This window comes from Saccharibacillus sp. O23 (assembly GCF_002205895.1).
Classification (GTDB): Bacteria; Bacillota; Bacilli; order Paenibacillales; family Paenibacillaceae; genus Saccharibacillus.
On record NZ_NJDE01000007.1, the window covers coordinates 204,484 to 222,151 of the forward strand.

The 17,668-nt window shown below is 56.5% G+C and carries 12 protein-coding genes; 11 read left to right on the forward strand and 1 reads right to left on the reverse strand.

Going from position 1 to position 17,668, the window contains the following annotated elements; all coding sequences use genetic code 11:
- Nucleotides 1–712: 712 nt before the first annotated feature.
- The 4 genes from CDO73_RS09575 to CDO73_RS09590 all read left to right on the forward strand — a co-directional run bounded on the left by CDO73_RS09575 (nucleotide 713) and on the right by CDO73_RS09590 (nucleotide 6,240).
- Nucleotides 713–1,519 carry a nucleotidyltransferase domain-containing protein gene (locus CDO73_RS09575; RefSeq protein WP_179218653.1) on the forward strand — a complete coding sequence of 269 codons (807 nt, stop codon included), beginning with the start codon at nucleotides 713–715 and terminating at the stop codon, nucleotides 1,517–1,519.
- Nucleotides 1,520–1,525: 6 nt separating this feature from the next.
- Nucleotides 1,526–2,890, forward strand: coding sequence for a class I SAM-dependent methyltransferase (locus CDO73_RS09580; RefSeq protein ID WP_088488298.1), 1,365 nt, complete (start codon nucleotides 1,526–1,528; stop codon nucleotides 2,888–2,890).
- Nucleotides 2,891–2,987: 97 nt separating this feature from the next.
- On the forward strand, nucleotides 2,988–5,624 hold the full coding sequence (locus CDO73_RS09585) for an AAA family ATPase (RefSeq protein WP_256972648.1): 2,637 nt from the start codon (nucleotides 2,988–2,990) through the stop codon (nucleotides 5,622–5,624).
- A 67-nt stretch (nucleotides 5,625–5,691) separates the two neighbouring features.
- The gene (locus CDO73_RS09590) at nucleotides 5,692–6,240 is read left to right on the forward strand and encodes a CPBP family intramembrane glutamic endopeptidase (protein ID WP_256972633.1); all 549 of its coding nucleotides are present in this window, start codon (nucleotides 5,692–5,694) and stop codon (nucleotides 6,238–6,240) included.
- 193 nt (nucleotides 6,241–6,433) lie between these two features.
- On the opposite strand, the gene CDO73_RS09595 is transcribed toward CDO73_RS09590, so the two are convergent.
- Nucleotides 6,434–8,215, reverse strand: a complete 1,782-nt coding sequence (locus CDO73_RS09595; protein WP_088488300.1) for a DUF4127 family protein — start codon at nucleotides 8,213–8,215, stop codon at nucleotides 6,434–6,436.
- A 280-nt stretch (nucleotides 8,216–8,495) separates the two neighbouring features.
- On the opposite strand from CDO73_RS09595, the gene CDO73_RS09600 reads away from it, so the two are divergent.
- From CDO73_RS09600 to CDO73_RS09625, 7 genes are all read left to right on the forward strand, one after another.
- Nucleotides 8,496–8,846, forward strand: coding sequence for an RNA polymerase sigma factor (locus CDO73_RS09600; protein ID WP_088488301.1), 351 nt, complete (start codon nucleotides 8,496–8,498; stop codon nucleotides 8,844–8,846).
- Entirely contained in the window at nucleotides 8,843–9,010 is a 168-nt protein-coding gene (locus CDO73_RS26730; RefSeq protein WP_179218639.1) for a helix-turn-helix domain-containing protein, read from the forward strand. The genes CDO73_RS09600 and CDO73_RS26730 overlap by 4 nt, the downstream gene beginning before the upstream one ends.
- Before the next feature lie 214 nt (nucleotides 9,011–9,224).
- Complete coding sequence (locus CDO73_RS09605; RefSeq protein ID WP_179218654.1) at nucleotides 9,225–9,599, forward strand: Asp23/Gls24 family envelope stress response protein; 375 nt, start codon at nucleotides 9,225–9,227, stop codon at nucleotides 9,597–9,599.
- A gap of 123 nt (nucleotides 9,600–9,722) precedes the next feature.
- The gene (locus CDO73_RS09610; RefSeq protein WP_088488303.1) at nucleotides 9,723–10,610 is read left to right on the forward strand and encodes a radical SAM/SPASM domain-containing protein; all 888 of its coding nucleotides are present in this window, start codon (nucleotides 9,723–9,725) and stop codon (nucleotides 10,608–10,610) included.
- Between the two features lie 247 nt (nucleotides 10,611–10,857).
- Nucleotides 10,858–11,574, forward strand: a complete 717-nt coding sequence (locus CDO73_RS09615) for a LytR/AlgR family response regulator transcription factor (RefSeq protein WP_088488304.1) — start codon at nucleotides 10,858–10,860, stop codon at nucleotides 11,572–11,574.
- A 203-nt stretch (nucleotides 11,575–11,777) separates the two neighbouring features.
- Nucleotides 11,778–16,946 (forward strand): S-layer homology domain-containing protein, encoded by a 5,169-nt coding sequence (locus CDO73_RS09620; RefSeq protein ID WP_088488305.1) that lies wholly within the window; start codon nucleotides 11,778–11,780, stop codon nucleotides 16,944–16,946.
- Between the two features lie 208 nt (nucleotides 16,947–17,154).
- Nucleotides 17,155–17,631: a GNAT family N-acetyltransferase gene (locus CDO73_RS09625; protein ID WP_088488306.1), complete on the forward strand. Its 477-nt coding sequence runs from the start codon at nucleotides 17,155–17,157 to the stop codon at nucleotides 17,629–17,631.
- The last annotated feature ends 37 nt before the right edge of the window (nucleotides 17,632–17,668 follow it).

The window sequence follows — 17,668 nt, forward strand, 5'->3', positions numbered from 1 at the left end:
TCCGGCATCTGTGAATTCTAACGGAACGTAGCGACGCTTAGACGAGAAAACACCTCCGAAATGAACCGAAAAAAGCGGATTTTCTCCTCTAAGCGTCATCTCGTTCCGTTAGAATCTGAACTCGCTCGTAAAAGCCTTCTAAGCGTCGCCTCGTTCCGTTAGCGCAGGAGCGTAAGGCGGGAGGTAAGACTGTTCGCGGCCGAACCAAAGACTGCCTCGAACATCAAAAAGAAGCGCAGTAGAGGGAGAAAGGGTAAAGAAGCGAAAGCGGGAAAGAGTCGTGGAGGCAGCAAAGCAACGAGCCGGCCGACGAACGAAAGGAAGCCGAAAGAAATCGTTGGGTCATCCGAGGTCGGAGCCATCAGAGCGAAAACGAGAGACGATTCCGGCGCAGCATAGCGGAGGCTCGATAAGCGGCAGCTGCGGCAGACATCATGCGACGAATCGCGCGCGGTCTTTTGCGCCGCCGCCCGTCTCTTCGTCCGCTTCCGAATCCCCGCGCGCTTCGCGCCGCGGCCCCCCGGAGCCATGCTTCCGCCAAGGCGCGAAGTATATCAGACGATTCGTTTATCGCTATACTTCCGCCAAGGCGCGAAGTATATCAGGCGATTTATTTATCGCCATACTTCCGCCCTTCCTCTCCCGCCCTTTTTCCCGCACAATGAACTTCGACGATCAACCAGACTTTGTATCCGAGAAGGAGGAACCGCCCATGACCCCGCTTACCCTTATAAATCCCGAGATGCAGGCCCGCATCCGGCAGCAGTTGAACCGCATCGAAGAAGAAGAGAACGTCCGTATCCTGTACGCCTGCGAGTCGGGCAGCCGGGCATGGGGGTTCCCTTCGCGGGACAGCGATTACGACGTGCGTTTCCTGTACGTGCACGAACCCGACTGGTATTTGTCCGTCTTCGACCGCCGCGACGTGATCGAGCGTCCGATCGACGATCTGCTGGACATCAGCGGTTGGGATCTGCGCAAAGCGCTGCGGCTGTTCCGCAAAAGCAACCCGCCGCTGCTGGAATGGCTGCAATCGCCGATCGTATACGCCGAGCGTTCGGAAACGGCGGAAGCGATCCGCGCGTTGGCCGGCCCGGCTTTTTCGCCCAAAGCCTGCACGTTCCATTACCTGCATATGGCCCGTGGCAATTACCGGGATTACCTGCAAGGCGACACGGTCAAAAGCAAAAAGTATTTCTACGTGCTGCGCCCGCTGCTCGCCTGCGCGTGGATCGAACGGTTCGGCGGCATGCCTCCGATGGCGTTCGACACGCTCAAAGAAGAGCTGCTGCCGCCCGGCGAGCTGAGAACGGCCGTCGACAATCTGCTCGAACGCAAAAAATCCGGCATCGAATTGAAAGCAGAACCGCGTATCGAGGTTATTAATCAATATCTGGAAAAACAGATTTCTTATTTCGAACATACCGCCCCGCAGATGGCAAGCTCGGACGTATCGGTCGACGACCGGCTCGATCCGCTGTTTCGTTCGGTGCTGCGGCAGGCTTGGGAGGAGCATTAAGCGCATATGGCAATCGTCCAACTCTCTTCGACGCATCCCGATTTCACGTTTCTGATCCGCAAGAATCCGGCGAGCGGCATGCTGATCCGTCCGATCCGCAAAGGATTGGCTTACGGTTGGTACGGCGATCCGCAGACGTTCAACGTGTATTTCAAGGATGCGGACAACGAAGTTTCCTACAAACGCAGCGAACACGAAGAATTCGAATATCTCAACGTATCCCGCTATAATACGCCGCTGTTCCCGCTGGCCGCGATCAACGAGTTTTTCTCGAATCCGTTGAAACCGGAAGAACGCGATACCGATGGGCATCGGCATACGCTGTTCGTCAACATGATCCATATCGAGCGCGACCGCTATATTCATTTTTTCGCCAAGCATCTGCCGGACATCGAATTCGAACTGAACCATCTGGCGCATAAAAGTTACAGCCTGACGATGACGACGGAGCGCAATCTGTACTACCTGCTGCACGCGTCGGGCGTATTGTTCCTGTTCTTGTCCATGTTCGGCAAAGAATTCTTGGATCTGAGCGACGCCGTATTGGAAAAGTATATTCGCAGCCTCCAGATCATCGACGCGCCGTTCTATATTCGCAGCTTGTTCGTCCGCAATTTCCTCGGCTCGCGCTCGCGGTTCCGCAAATACGTCGGCGAACTGGAGCGCACCGACCGTTACAAGATCGAATTCGATTTCGGCAGCACGGCCCATCAGCGGCGAAGCGCGATCACCGAGCTGTTGGCGTTCGACAAATCCATTCTGGATATCGGCTGCGGCGAAGGCTTCTACGCGATTCCCTACGCGGAGCGGATCAAAGAAGATTACAGCTATTACGCGATCGACGTGAACGAAGAAGTGCTGGAACAGACCGTGCGCAAAGCCGAGAAGCAGGAGTTGGATAACTTGATTCCTTTTGCTTCGCTGGAAGCTTTTCTGGAAAACTACGGCGGCGAGACGGTGGACGTGGTGCTGACGGAAGTCGTCGAGCATATGGGGCAGGACGAAGCGGCCGAGCTGATCCGTAACGTATTGGCAAAAGTAAACTTCGACCGGTTCGTGATCACGACGCCGAACGCCGACTTCAACCGGTATTACGAGCTGGAAGGCCTGCGGCACGAAGACCACGATTGGGAGATGAGCCGCGAAGAGTTCGCGGGTTGGATCGAAGAATTGTCCGCGGGAAACGGCTTCGAACGGCGCCGACTGGAGATCGGCGACCGGGTGGACGGCGTAACGACGACGCAGGGCGTGCTGTTTACCGCTTCGGCGGTCGGGCTTGCCTCGGAGAACGACGATCAAGGAGACGGACCGGCAGCCGAAACGCATACGGCGGGAAAAGGAGGAGAGGCGCATGAACAGCTTCAAGGATGAACAAGACCGGAACGAGCCGTCGGATCGCTCGAAGAAAGCCGCGAACAACAGCGAATCGAATACGCTCGAGATCCGCACCGACGTGCATACGATCTTGATGCTGGTCGGTCCGACGGAATGCGGCAAGACCACGTTCGCGAACGAAGTGCTGCTGCCGAATCTGCGCCTGCATGACGAAGAACGTGGACTGCGCGGCAACGTGCAGATCCTGTCTTCCGACGTTATCCGGCAGGAGATGCTCGGTTACGACTACGACAAATACGATTCCGTGATGCTGGAAGCGAGCGAGCAGGCTTTCGGCCTGCTGACGGAGCGGCTGCGTTTGGCGACGAGTTTTCCGATCAACGCGGAATTCGTGATCGTGGATACGACGGGATTGTCGGAAGATTTCCGCGCTCAAGTACGGGCGATCGCGGAGCAGAACCATTACAACGTGGAAGTCGTCGTGTTCGATTATCGGCGGCGCGGCGATTATTACGCGTCTGAGCGTTCGAAGCGGCTGATCTCTGCCCATATCAACCGGCTCAAACGCGAAGTGCTGCCGGTACTCAGCAAAGAAGGCTACAAAGCGGTGCACCGGATCAAAGCCAAAGATTTCGGTTTCGAAGCGGAAAAAAAGGCCGCGTCCGGATCGGCCGAATCCACCGCGGCGGAGGAAGGTTCTGCGCCAACCGAACAGCCGGAGCGCACGGTCTATTCCGTCATCGTGGAAAATAAGCAGCTGTACATCGACAGCATTTTGCCGCGCGGCCAAGAATACGTCGTGATCGGCGACGTGCACGAGAGCTTGGACGCGCTGCGCGGGCTCCTGCTCGATTACGGCTGCAAGCTGGAAGACGACCGGATCGTCTTGTCCGACAAATTGGCGAATACCGTCTTCATTCTGGCGGGCGACTGGATCGACAAAGGCAAACGGACCGCGGAAACGGTCGAATTCCTGCACCGGAACCGCGAGCGTTTCTTGTTCGTCAAAGGCAATCACGAGAACTTCGTGTACAAATACCTGCGCGGCGAGATCAAAGGCGTCGACGGGGAACTGCTCGACAACTATTTCGATTCCATTCCCGTGCTTCGGGAAGACGAGGCGCTGCGCGCCAAGTTCGACGAACTGGTCGAATCGTCGCTGCCGTTCTGCCGGCGGATCGGCCTCGGCGAAGGACAGCCTTCGTTCTACGTCACGCACGCGCCGTGCGAGAAGAAATATATCGGCAAGCTCGACGCTTCGGCGCTGCGCCATCAGCGCACGTTCCGGCTGCTTCCGGACGCGCCGAAAGAAGAACAGCTCGCGTTCTTGCAGCGCGACGCCGTAAGCAACCATCCGTATCATCTGTTCGGGCACGTCGCGGCCAAGCAGGCGTTCCGCCTGCGCAACAAGCTGCACCTCGACACGGGCGCGGCGCACGGCAATTTGCTGACCTCGGTCAGCATGGGCTACAAGCCGTTCTTCAAGGCGCACAAATCGCCTTCCGCCGGCATCGTCCAAGAACTGCCGACGCTGTTCCGGCAGGAACGTCCTCTCAAGCCCCGCGAGCTGGGCGACGAGGACCTGCGCCGTCTGCGCTATATCTCGCGCCACAAGATCAATTTCGTCTCCGGCACGATGTCGCCGGCCGACAAAGACCTGCGCGCCGGCGAACTCGAATCGCTCCGGCGCGGATTGGATTACTTCCGCGGCCACGGCGTCCGCGAAGTCGTGCTCCAGCCCAAATACATGGGCTCGCGCTGTCAGATCTACCTGCACCGCAGCGCGGAAGAGAGCTTCGCCGTCAGCCGCAACGGCTACAAGATCAAGCAAGTGGATCTGACGCCGGTCTACGAACGGCTGCTGGAACGCTTCGGCGGCGATATGGACGCCCGCGGGATCAGAATCCTGATCCTCGACGGCGAACTGATGCCGTGGCACGCGCTCGGCGAAGGGCTGATCGAGCGACAGTTCCGCCCGATCGGGGAAGCGCTGCGGAGCGAACAGGCTTTCCTCCGCGAGCAGGGTTTCGAGCAGGCACTGGATCGCCTGACGGAAGAATGGGAGAGCAGCGGCTTCGCCCGCGACCGCATCCATGTTCCGAAAGCCAAACTGATCGAGCAGTACGGCAACGGCGCGTACCAGAACTTCAAATACGTGCACGAGATCCGGCAATCGCGCATGCCGCTGGAAGCTCACGAGCAGGCCCATGCGGTGTATAACCGCCAATTGGAGCTGTACGCCGGAGAAAGCGAGATCGAATACAAGCCGTTCGGCCTGCTGAAGATCGTCTATGCGGACGGCCGCGAAGAGCAGCCGGAGCTGACGCACAAGCAGTCGGAACTGTACCGCTTCTTGTCGGACGACGAATACGTGACGCTCGATCTGTCGGACGAAGCCTACGAGCAGGCTTACGAACAAGCTCAGGCCTTTTTCGGCAAGCTGACGTCGGAACGCGGCATGGAAGGCATCGTGATCAAGCCGGAGCTTCCGGCCGAAGGCGTCGCGCCGAACATGAAGGTGCGCAATCCGGAATATCTGACGATCGTGTACGGCTACGATTACCGGTTCCCGCATAAATACGAGAAGCTGATCAAGCAGAAAAGCATCCAGCGCAAGCTGCGGACTTCGGTCGCCGAATACAAGCTCGGACGCCGCATGCTGAGCGTGCCGATCGACGATATCTCGCCGGACCATGCGGAATACCGCGAAGCGGCTTCGGATCTGCTGTTCGAAGTGGCGGGAGAGAAAGAGATCGATCCGCGTCTGTAAGATCCGTTTATGAAAAATGAAGCAGAATCGCCAAGAGCCTGCCGCATAACCGTGCGGTCGGCTCTTTTTGGCGTTCGACGAACGTAAGCCGATCGCGCTGGCGCTGGTCTTGTACATGACGCTGCGCCGCAGATGGGGCTATTACGGATTCCGTCCGCTGACGATCGGCGAGATCTTGTTCTTCGGCGGGTTTACGCTGCTGGTCGGTTTCGTGGAAGAAACGGTATACCGCGGCCTGATTCTCCGAACGATGCTGATCAAAGGAACGGCGGTCGCCGCGATCGTCTCCAGCGCGCTGTTCGCGATCACGCATCTGCTGAACGCCCTCTCTGGACAAAGCATGGCCGAGACGGTCCTCCAGATCTTCTACGCGCTGCTCGTCGGCTGCTCGCTGGCGCTGCTGTGGGTCAAAAATCGCAATATTCTCCCGTTGATCGCGTTCCATTTCATCCATAACTTGATCCAATTCCTGAGCGTCGACCGCGAATCGATTCCGGCGGATATCGTCATTCTGGTCATCTTGGCCGCTCAATGCGCTTGGCTGGTCGTCTCCATGCGCAAACCGTCGGCCGCTTCCGCTATGCCTCCGGTCGCGGCGGGCGGGCGGACGCCCTGACGAATTGCCGGTTCGAACCGGCGCTTGAGGCGAAGAGATCTCTCAGTGCGAGAAACAGCGAAACAATCGCGGATAAGCCCGTAAAACAACAAACCTCTGTTCCCGGTCGGGGAAACAGAGGTTTTCTGCGTTGCTTATAGGCACAAAGCTGACAAGCCGAGCGAGCGAAGCGGAAAAGCGTAACGCGTTTGCCTTATTCGCAAGCGCCCTGCGAAGTCCGTTCGAGATCGATTTGCGGATTCAGCGTGATCTCGAACGCGCGCCACCAGAGGAAGTCCGGGTCGCTTTGCGGCAGGACGACCGCCGCGTACTGCGCGAACCGCCAATCGCGCGGATTCGGTCCGGCTTCGCCTTGCGGAATGCCGAAGCGGCGGATCGCGCAGGCCGGCGAGCTTCCGCCGATGCCGAACGCCGGCGTAGCGGCCAGTTCGTTCGTCAGCGTCTGCATATCGCCTTGCAGAAGCTGAGTCAGATAGTCGTAGTCCGCCGGCGTATTGAAGATCTTCATGTTCTGATCGGCCGTGACGTTGGTGTACGGCGTGCGGGCGCGGGATTCCGTCCGGATCTTGCCGATCTCCAGCGTTTTGTACGAATAGTCTTTAAGGAAACGCTTGAAGAGCAGCGAGCCGTGCGCGTCCAACGCGAGGCCGAGCGGACGCTCCTGTTTCTCCCGGCGTAGGAAGAAGAAACGCGACAGCGCCATGCCCAGCGCCATGCCGATCTTGTTGCCCGCCGTATTCCAGCCGCTGTAACCGAGCAGGCTGCCCGTCGCCGGAGAATTGAGCAGCTCCGGCGTCACGACGGTACCCGCCGAACCGCCGCGGGTGAAATCGACGACGAGCGTCGGCACCTGCGCCGCGCGGTTGCTCTCGATCTTCGCGATCGCGTCGCCGATCCGGTCTTCGCCCGTGAGCGCGATCAGTTCCAGATCGGAATCGGAACCTTCTCCCGCCCGGCCGTCTCCGAGGTACGTGCCGCCGGAAATATCGACATGCCGCAGAATGTTCGTATGCACGTCCATATATTCGTACGGGTTCACGATGGTCGAACCGTCCGGCCCGAAATAACGCACGGCGACCGAAGGTTTGGAAGCCTGCGCCTGCTCGCCGTCGTGCAGTCTCGCGGCCATGCGGGCCATCAGCGCGTGGCCGAGTCCGTCCGCGTCCGGCAGGATGATCGCGCGATCCGGATTCTGACCGCCGCTGCCGCCGAGCCATTCGTCGATCCGCGCTTCGATCCAATCGATCTCGTTGGCCTGCACGCCCTGCGTGGAAGCGTCGTCGACGCCGAACGCGGCGAAATCGATACCCGCATCACGCACCAGCGCTTCCAGTACGTAACGGTTGGTCTTGAACTTATGTTTGCGCGCGTTGTAATAACGCTGTTTGTCGAAATGAACCGTGTCTTCGTACGGCGTGCCGTCCGGCTGAAGATCGTAACCGTTCGCGATCTCGTCGAATTCCGTTTGCGAAGGACGCGGTTTCATCATGAGAGCCCGGGATTCGGTATAAGCTTCGATGCTGAGGCCTTCGGCCATCGTGGTCGTGGCCAGACGCATGACCGTGTCCAGCAGGAAGACCGGTTTGTTCGGATAATCCTGCTTGAGTTTGGCGATCGTATCGAGCAGCAGCGTCGTTTCGGGATCGTAATCCGGGTAATCGCCGCCTCCGTCGTCACGCAGCCTGCGGCTGCCGATCAGTCCGCCGTACGCCAGCATGTCGATCGACACGATGAAGCCGTCGGCTTCGGCGGCGCGGCTCGTCAGAAACTGCCGAACGCTTTCGGTATTGCCGTACGACGCTCCGCTGGTGCCGACGACTTCGGTGCCTTCGACCTCGGCTTGATCGTCCATACGGTTGCGGACGACGGCACGGTCCGGCGTCAGCACTTCGAGGCCTGCCGCTTGGCCTTGCACGATCACGTCGTCCAGGTTCGCCGGACGGTCGTCCAACGGTACATACGCGATTTTTTTCATGATCATCTCTCCTTCGGATAGTGGTCCGGTTCGGCCGGACTTTCGGTTTCTTGCCCCTTCGATAGAGAAGGAAGAATACCGAAGCCTTTTACAACCGCTGCTGCAAAAAAATCTGGATTGATATCTAAACCTAACGAAAAACCCCTCTACTCATGTACGCCCGTCGGTCCGAAACGTTGTGGAAAACATTTGCCGGCACATTGTTTACATCCAAAAGGCAAAGGTTATATGATAGATATATCGAACAAATGTTCTCATTCGAACAAAGGAGGCTGTTCATTTGAAACAGGGGATGACGATCGACGATTATCGCAGGGAATTGCGGCGGGCCGCTTGGCGAATTTCTTACAGGCAGCGCATACGGAAAAGCAAAGAATTAATATGGAGCGATTGGGGAGAAGAGAACTCGGCAGCCGCGAACGGAGCGACGGGCGAATCGGAAAAGCTGCGCGAATATCTCGAATTAATACCTTTTGACAATGGAAGAAAAGTCATCGAAGAAATTTTCGTCAAAGATTCGACCGAAGCCGAGGCGGCGGTCAGACTGGGAATCAGTCAACAGGGGGTGAACAAATGGAAACGCAAATCGCTCGACTATCTGCGCCGGACGTTGGAGACGACGAATTCGTGACGCTGCTGGAACGTTCGCGAGCCGGAGATTCGCAGTCCTTGCTGCATATTCTGGAACTGCTCGAACCGGACATCGAGAAACTGAGCCGCTTTATGGACATGGATCGACGCGATGCGGCGCAGGCGCTGAGAACGGAATTGATCGAACGGGTGCTGAAAGGTTAAGCCGTGCACGCTCTGGGCGAAAAGGACGTTCATTTCGATCGTTTTTACAAAATCGGCGAACGGACAGCGACAAAAAGGCGATGAACGCGTCCATACTTATAGGATATACTCGTGATAGGGAAGATCCGCAAACATGCAGGGTGGACAGACGGGACGTACGTTAAGCACAAGATGCGGTTTCGTGCCGCGGGATACCGACAAAGGGGGATTCGCGATGAACATCGAAACGGGAATCGGCAGCGTGCGCGTCGCCGAGAAGGTGCTGTACAAGATCGTGGCCGGAGCGGTCGCGGCGACCGAAGGAATCATGCTGGCCGCCGCCGATTCCGCCGATCTGCCGGAACGCCTGCGCGCGGCCGGACGAAACGGGCGGATCGTCCTGCGTATGGGCGACGACGCTCTGGATATCGAACTGCGCGTGGACGTGCGGTTCGGCGAGCGTATTCAACAGGTCTGCCGCGAACTTCGCGACAACGTGCGGAGCAGCGTCGAAGAATTGGCCGGCGTGCCGGTGGGCATCGTCGACGTAGCGGTCGTCGGGCTCAGCGGAACGAGAGTCGACCGGGCGGGCGAAGCTTTTTCGCTTTGATCTTTGAAGACATGCCCCAAGGAAAGCTTGAGCTTTTGCCGCCGGGGACACATAATAGACACATAAGCCGATGCGGCGATCGGACCGATTGCCGCACGATACCCGGAAATGGAGCGTCAACTTGTGAGAACATTCAAGAAAATTTATATCGAGATTACCAGCGTATGCAATCTGGCCTGCCACTTCTGCCCGCCGACGGAACGGCAGGCGAGATTCATCAAGCCCGAGACGTTCGAGCAGATGTTGGATAAGATCGATCCGCATACCAACCATATCTACCTGCACGTCAAAGGCGAACCGCTGCTGCATCCTAAAATCGATCTGCTGTTGGATGCGGCGCACGAACGCGGTTTCAAAGTCAATATCACGACCAACGGAACGCTGATCGCGAAGAACCGGCACAAACTGCTCGGCAAGCCGGCCGTGCGCCAGATGAACTTTTCGCTGCACAGCTTCGACGGTCATGCGGGTTCCACGGATCGCGACGGTTATCTGGCGGATATTCTGTCCTTCATTCGCGACGCGAAGCAGGACGAAGTCTCGCGCAAAATCCTGTTCTCGTTCCGCCTCTGGAATCTGACGGAAGACAACATGACCAACGCCGCGCGCAGCCGCAACCGCGAGACGTTGGAACTGCTCGAACGCGAATACGGCCTCGATTACCGGATCGAAGAGAAAGTCGAACGCGGCAAAGGACTGAAGGTCGCGGAGAACGTCTACCTGAATCAAGACCACGAATTCCAATGGCCGAGCCTGACCGCGCCGGAAGACGACGGCAAAGGATTCTGCCACGCGCTGCGCAGCCATGCGGCCATCTTGGTAGACGGTACGGTCGTACCGTGCTGTCTGGACGGCGAAGGCGTGATCAAGCTCGGCAACGTGCTGGAGCAGAATTTCTCGGACATCGTCGAAGGCGAGCGGGCCAATGCGCTGGTCGACGGATTCTCGCGCCGCGAAGCGGTGGAAGATTTATGCCGTCGATGCGGATACCGCACGCGGTTCGGCGCTTAATACAAGTGCATAAATTGTCGAAAAATAGGTAAAAAGCCATCATTCATATGATGGCTTTTTTTCGCGTTTATTAGTTTGGTATCTATTTTACAATTTGGTGGTTTTTCTATTTTTAAACCCTTATATTTCTTAATACGTGCTTATAATCCGTTGACTTTTAAGTCTAAAGGACTAAAAATTAGGAGGGTAAGCCCAGAAAAATTCCAATCAATTATGGGAACAAAGTATAGATAAGAGGAGAACTTCCATGACAAACATTCAGCTTCTGCTCGCGGCAAGCGGCAAGGAGACGAACGATCATATCGCCGATCTGGTCAATGCCGTCACCGGGATGTCCGTACAAGCTGCCGCGGCCGACAGCGTCGAACTGCTGCGAACGCTCGAACGCCGTCCCGATTTTTCCGCTTTGCTGTTGGACAGCGAACTGGAAGGCTTGGCGGACATGCCCGATTCGGTGCTTGCGACGTTCGATCTTCCCGTCCTGATGCTCACTCCGTCGCTTCCTTACTGTTCGTACGCCGGAAGCATGGAAATTGTCGATTTTATCGAGAAGCCGCTGACGCCTTTCAAAGTTCGACAAGCAGAACTGCATCTCACCCAACATCTGAACAAACGCGAAACGGAGCTCGATTCGGTCCGCATTCCGATCGTCGACGAGAATATCGAGCATCTGGATTCTTCCGACATTTTGTTTATCGAATCGCTCAATCGGGACGTGATCGTCCATACCCGCGAACGGCAATTGCATACCCGAATTTCGTTGAAAGCGTATCGAAATTATCTGGAGAACGAACCGTTTCTGTCGACGCACCGTTCGTTTCTGATCAACGTATCGAAAGTCGAACGGTTAGAAGGAGAAAACGTTTATTTCGCCGATTACGCGCAGCCCGCTTTGATCGCAAGCGATAAGAAAGCCGACGTGTCGAAACGACTCGGCGGTCATTTGCAAAGCTGTCTCATCTAGTACGCTGACCGCTTAAGCGGTCAACTCACTAGCATCTGAACACAGCCCCCCGAAATCGTAAAGAAAAATTCGTCGTTACGAAAACTTGTTTCTTTTTTTGCTTATTTAGAATTATACTTCCTTTTGAGTTAATAAACGACAATCAAGGACCGGTGCGCGTTCTTTCGGAACAGGCGGGCCACAAGGTTCGGGCGGAGGGGAACATGAGCAAGAAAGGCAAAGCGGGGAAAACGGCATTTACGGGGATTTTGAGTCTGGGGTTGGCGCTCGGTACGATCGGCACGGCGGGTGCGGCAGCACCGTCCGCATCGGATATTCGCGGGCATTGGGCGGAAGCGCAAATTCAACAATGGTTGGATCAAGGGAACTTGCAAGGCTACGCGGACGGAACGGTCAAGCCGAACGGCACGATCAGCCGTGCGGAATTCGCGGCTATGGTCAATCGCCTGTTCGGATACAAAGAATTGGCGAACACGACGTTCAAAGACGTACCGGCAGCGAATTGGGCGTTCTCGGACGTATCGAAAGCGGTTCAAGCGGGATATATCGTAGGCAGCGGCGGAACGTTCCGCCCGGCGGCTAACGTGACGCGCGAAGAAGCGGCGGTCATGGTCGCGCGCATTCTGGGACTGGACACCAAAAGCACCGGAGCGCTCAGCGTATTCGCGGATGCGGACCGAATCTCCTCTTGGAGCCAAGGAAGCGTTGCGGCAGCCGTGCAAAAAGGCATCTTCAAAGGCAACAGCGACGGAAGCTTCGCGCCTCAACGGGCATTGACTCGCGCGGAAGCGATCGTCCTGTTGAACGCGGCTTACGCGAACAAAGCGGTCGCCTACGACAAAGCGGGTACATACGGACCGGAAAAAGGCATGACCGTGATCGAAGGCGACGTGGTGATCAGCGCCGCCGGCGTGACGCTTCGCAATACGGAAGTCAAAGGCAATCTCTTGTTGGCCGAAGGCATCGGCAGCGGCGACGTGACGCTGAACGGCGTGCGCGTTCACGGAACCACCAACGTGCAGGGCGGCGGCGCGAACTCGATTCATTTCGTCGACAGCGTGCTGGTCAATATCGTGGTCAACAAACAAAACGGCATGGTGCGCATCGTGGCGGAAGGTTCGACGACGACCGCTTCCGTGGTCGTGCAGTCGCCGGTCAAACTCGAAGAAAAAGGCGTCAGCGGCGTCGGCTTTACCGATGTCGAACTCGCGGCGCAACTGCCGAAAGGCGCGCAGGTCACGCTGGACGGCACGTTCGATACGCTGGACGTCAAAGCCGCGGCTTTGTCCGTGCAATTGACGCGCGGTACGGTAGGCAACGTGCAGGTCGGCGCGGAAGCGACCGGAACTTCCGTCGAAGTCGCCGACGGAGCGACAGTGGCCAGACTCGTACTGGACGCCGTCGTCAAACTGCTCGGTAACGGCACGATCCAAACAGCCGTGGTCAACGAAACGGCTGCAGGTTCGTCGTTCGTCAAAGCTCCGGCTTCGGTGCAAGGCAGCGCCGCGACTTCCGTAACGCTCCCTGCGGCACCGGCGGCGACTACGCCTGCTCCGGCTCCTTCGACAGGAGGAAGCACGGGCGGAGGAAGCACGACGCCTTCGAATCCGGCTCCGAGCGTGAGCAAGACCGCTTTGAACACGGCGATCGCGGCGGCGGACAAAGAAAAAGAAGCGTCTTACACGCCTTCGAGTTGGAAAACGTTCGGCGAAGCGCTGACGGCGGCAAAATCCGTATCGGCTTCGGCATCCGCGACGCAAACGCAGATCGACGCCGCGGCTTCGAAACTTACGACGGCGCAGAAAGCGCTGGTTGCGCGTGCGGACAAGGCAGAGCTGAATGCGGCGATCGAAGCGGCTGTCAAGATTGAGGCCGAAGGATACAAACCTTCGACGTGGTTGAAGTTCCAAGACGCTCTGAAGCAAGCTGTAGAAGCGAGCGAATATGCGGATGCGACGCAAGAAGAAGTAAACGCGGCTCTCGACAAGTTGACACAAGCGCAAGAAGGATTGGAAAAGCTGGCCGGCAAAGAAGGTTTGACTATCGCGCTGAACGAAACGAAGTCGCTGAATGAAGGCGATTATACGACGACGAGTTGGAGCAATCTCCAAACCGTAATCGCAGCTGCGAAAACCGTGGCAGCAGATCAAGAAGCCAGCGAAGCGGACGTAACGCTGGCTATCGGTAAGCTGACTACGGCGACCGGACAGTTGGTTAACGTGAAACAACTGAACGCGGCCATCAAAGAGGCAGGTACGTTGGTAGAAACCGATTATACCCCGGCAACTTGGACTGCTTTTGATGAAGCGTTGACCGCAGCGAAAACAGTAGCTCAGGATCAAGGCGCAACGAAGGAGGAAGTTGCTGCGGCGGTTCAAAAGTTGGCAAGCGCAAGCGGCTCGCTGCTTGAGCGAGCAGTTAAAACAGAGTTGAATACCGCGATTCAAGCGACCGGATCGATTAAAGCCGAAGGATACAAACCTTCGACATGGTTAAAGTTCCAAGACGCTCTGAAGCAAGCTGTAGAAGCGAGCGAATATGCGGATGCGACGCAAGAAGAAGTAAACGCGGCTCTCGACAAGTTGACACAAGCGCAAGAAGGATTGGAAGAGCTGGCCGGCAAAGAAGGTTTGACTGCGGCGCTGAAAGATGCGAAATTGCTGAATGAAGACGACTATACGGTGACAACTTGGAATAATCTCCAAACCGTAATCGCAGCCGCGAAAATCGTGGAAGCAGACGAAGAAGCTAGCGAAGCGAACGTAACGCAAGCTATCGCTAAACTTACTACGGCGACGAGCGAGTTGGTCAGCGTAAAACAACTGAACGCGGCGATCGAAGCGGCAGGAGCGTTGGTAGACACTGACTACACGCCGGCAACTTGGACTGCGTTCAAGACGGCTCTCACGGAAGCCGCTGAAGTGAGCGCAAATGCGGACGCGACGCAGGTCGAAGTAAACGCGGCGCTGAAAAACCTTGCCGATGCTCAAAACGAATTGAAAGCTCCGGCCGACAAAACGGCTCTTCAAGCTTTGCTGACTGCTATCGAGCAAAAAGACTTGGAAGCGGCCGATTATACGGAAGCGAGCTGGAAAGTATTCGCCGATGCTCTTGATGCGGCAAAAGGGATCGTTGCGAACGCGAATGCGTCTCAACTTGCCGTGGATCAAGCGAAAACCGATCTCGAAAGCGCGCAAGATCAGTTGACGTTTAAAACGGACCTGACGGAACTGAATCAATCGATCAGCGCCGCAAAAGCGTTGTCGGATAAATACGCAGCACAGATCGGCGTGAATACCGGCCAAGTAAGCCAGACGGCTTATGACGCGTTCGCTCAGACCATCGAAGCTGCCGAAGCCGTGAAAAGCGGCAAAGAACCTTCCGCAGAAGCGGTCAACCAAGCGGTAACCGCTCTGACCGAAGCGACGACGGCTCTGCAAAGCGCTGTTGTCGATTACCGGTCGGTAAGCACGCTGGAAGAACTGCAAGACGCCGCTAAGTTCGACGGCAACAAAATTCGTCTGAGCGCGGATATCGAAGCGACTTCGACGGTGATGTTCAAAGATCTCAAGAAGATCGAACTCGACGGCGCAGGCAAAACGATTACGTTTAATGACGATAAAAAAGACGGCGCGCAGCTGCTGCTCTGGAACGTCAAAGCGGCAAACGTGCATGATCTTAAAGTGAGCGGAAGTGCAAACTACAACATCCATGTCTACCTGTCCGACGCTTCGTTCCGAAACGTGACTTCGCAGCAATCGAAAAAAGCCGGCATGCTGGTCAACGGTTCCAAAGCGACGATCGAAAACTTTGCGACAGCCAGCAACGCATGGGGCGGCATCGAGGTATCGCAAGGCAAAGACGTGACGGCGGCTTCGGAATTGGTTCTGGCAGGCACGAACGCGTTGAGCGAGAATGTCGCAATCTGGACGATCAATCCGGCTGGTGAAGACGCGATGAACCTTGTGTCCGGCGACGTTTCCGGTTATGCCGTACAGCCGAATGCTAAACAGGACGCTACCGGCACGTATACCTATTACCATGCCCAAGATCAAGCTTGGCAGGTATCCGACGAAGCGCAATTGCGTCAAGCCTTGTCTTACGAAAATGCCAAGATCGTACTGACTGCCGATATCAGCATTGCCGACGAACTGAACATCGACAAAGCAGGCATAGAAATCAGCGGCGCGAAAACGGACGGCACGTATGCGTTGACGGTTACGGGCAAAAAGTTGGTCGTACTGGGTGCGGACAACGTGAACATTCACGACCTTAAGATCGCAAATAAGGCGAATGTGGAAGGAAAAGGCGAATACGCGCTTCAAGTCTACAATTCGACAGGCGTGAAGCTGAACAACGTGACGCTGACCAGCGAGAAAAAAGGCGGTTTGCATGTCAACGGTTCCGAAGTGGAGATCAACGGCATTCATACGCTGAACAACGCATGGGGCGGAATCGAAGTGTCGCAAGGCGTCGACGCTCCTAACCCTGCGAAATTGACTGTTACCGGAATCAATACGCATGACGACAACGGCAAAACGCCGATCTGGATCGATCCGAACGGAAGAACGAACGACGCGTCCAGCGTTGTCGATCAGACCGGTCAATATCTGTCGTACCATCCGCAGGACAAGCCGAGCTTCACGTATTACCAGTTGAAAAACACCGTGATCTCGACGTCTTCGCTGTCCGAGTTTAAGCAGTTGATCGCGATCGACGGCGCTCAGATCGAACTGACCGGCGACCTTGTAATCACGGAAGCAGTAAGCATCACGGGACAAAATGTCATGATCGACGGCAAAGGCCATAAGATCGACGTGCAGGGCGCGAAGTTCGTCGTTCTTCAGGCTAACGGCGTAGGCATGCGTGATATGACGATCACGAACTCGTCGGAATATGCGCTGCAAGTGTATAATTCCGAGGGCATCGTACTCGACAACCTGACGCTGACCGGGGTGAAAAAAGGCGGTCTGCATATCAACGGTTCGAAAGTGAAGACCAACAATCTGAATACCGTAGGCAATCTGTGGGGCGGGATCGAAGTCTCGCAAGGTGTCGACGCACCAAATCCTTCGGAGCTGACGCTTTTAGGAAAGAATACGCACCAAGACCAAGTCGATGTCGCGATTTGGATCGATCCTGCAAACAGCAACGGCCAGCTTTCTACCGTGATCGGATGGGAAGATCAATACGATAAAGAAGAAGTGACCGAACCGGCTGATAAAAAAGGATTCGTCTACTACCGTCTGAAAACGGCTGTAGAATCGGGCGGTACTTCCGGCGAGGGTCAGAACGGCGAAGGAACTCAAGCTCCGGAACAACCGGCGGCTGAAGGCGATTCTTCGGACGCGACCGGCACTTCCGGCGAATAAGCCATTTTCTAAATGAAGCAAACCGCCGCAGCGGCGGCAGCCCCGGCTCTCTTTACCGAGAGTTGGGGCTCTTTTGTATGCCTGATCGGATCACGTGCAGGGTTCGTTCCGAGAAGGATCGGAGGGCCGAACGAACGCTTTTGCTTGCATCGGCAACCAAACAGGTATACCATGCAGGCAGACGAATCGACGGAGGAGGAACGCGGCGATGGAGCATGTGAAGTTGGTGCCGATGAGCGAAGAAGAATTCCGGATTTTTCGCGCAAGGGCCGTGATCGAATACGCGGAAGACAAAGTCAAAGCCGGGGTGTGGGCCGAAGAAGAAGCGCGCGAGCTGTCCGAAGACACGTACAGCCGGTATCTGCCGGACGGAACGGCGACGCGGGAACATTATTTGTATACGATCTATTGGGGTAAGAAACAGCAGAACGTCGGCTGCATCTGGCTGCACGTGCCTGATGCGCCGGCCGGCAAGCGGGCTTTTCTGTACGAGATTCGGATCGAAGACGACGTTCAAGGTCTCGGACTCGGGCAAGCCGCGATGCACGCGCTCGACGAGACAGCGCGATCTCTGGGAGCGTCCAGCATCGGACTGCACGTGTTCGGACATAACCCGGCCGCGCTGCACGTATACGAGAAAGCCGGATATGTCGTGACCGATTATAAGATGGCGAAGACTCTATAATAGAAGAAGCCGAAGACGAACAGGAAGGATGAGCAAA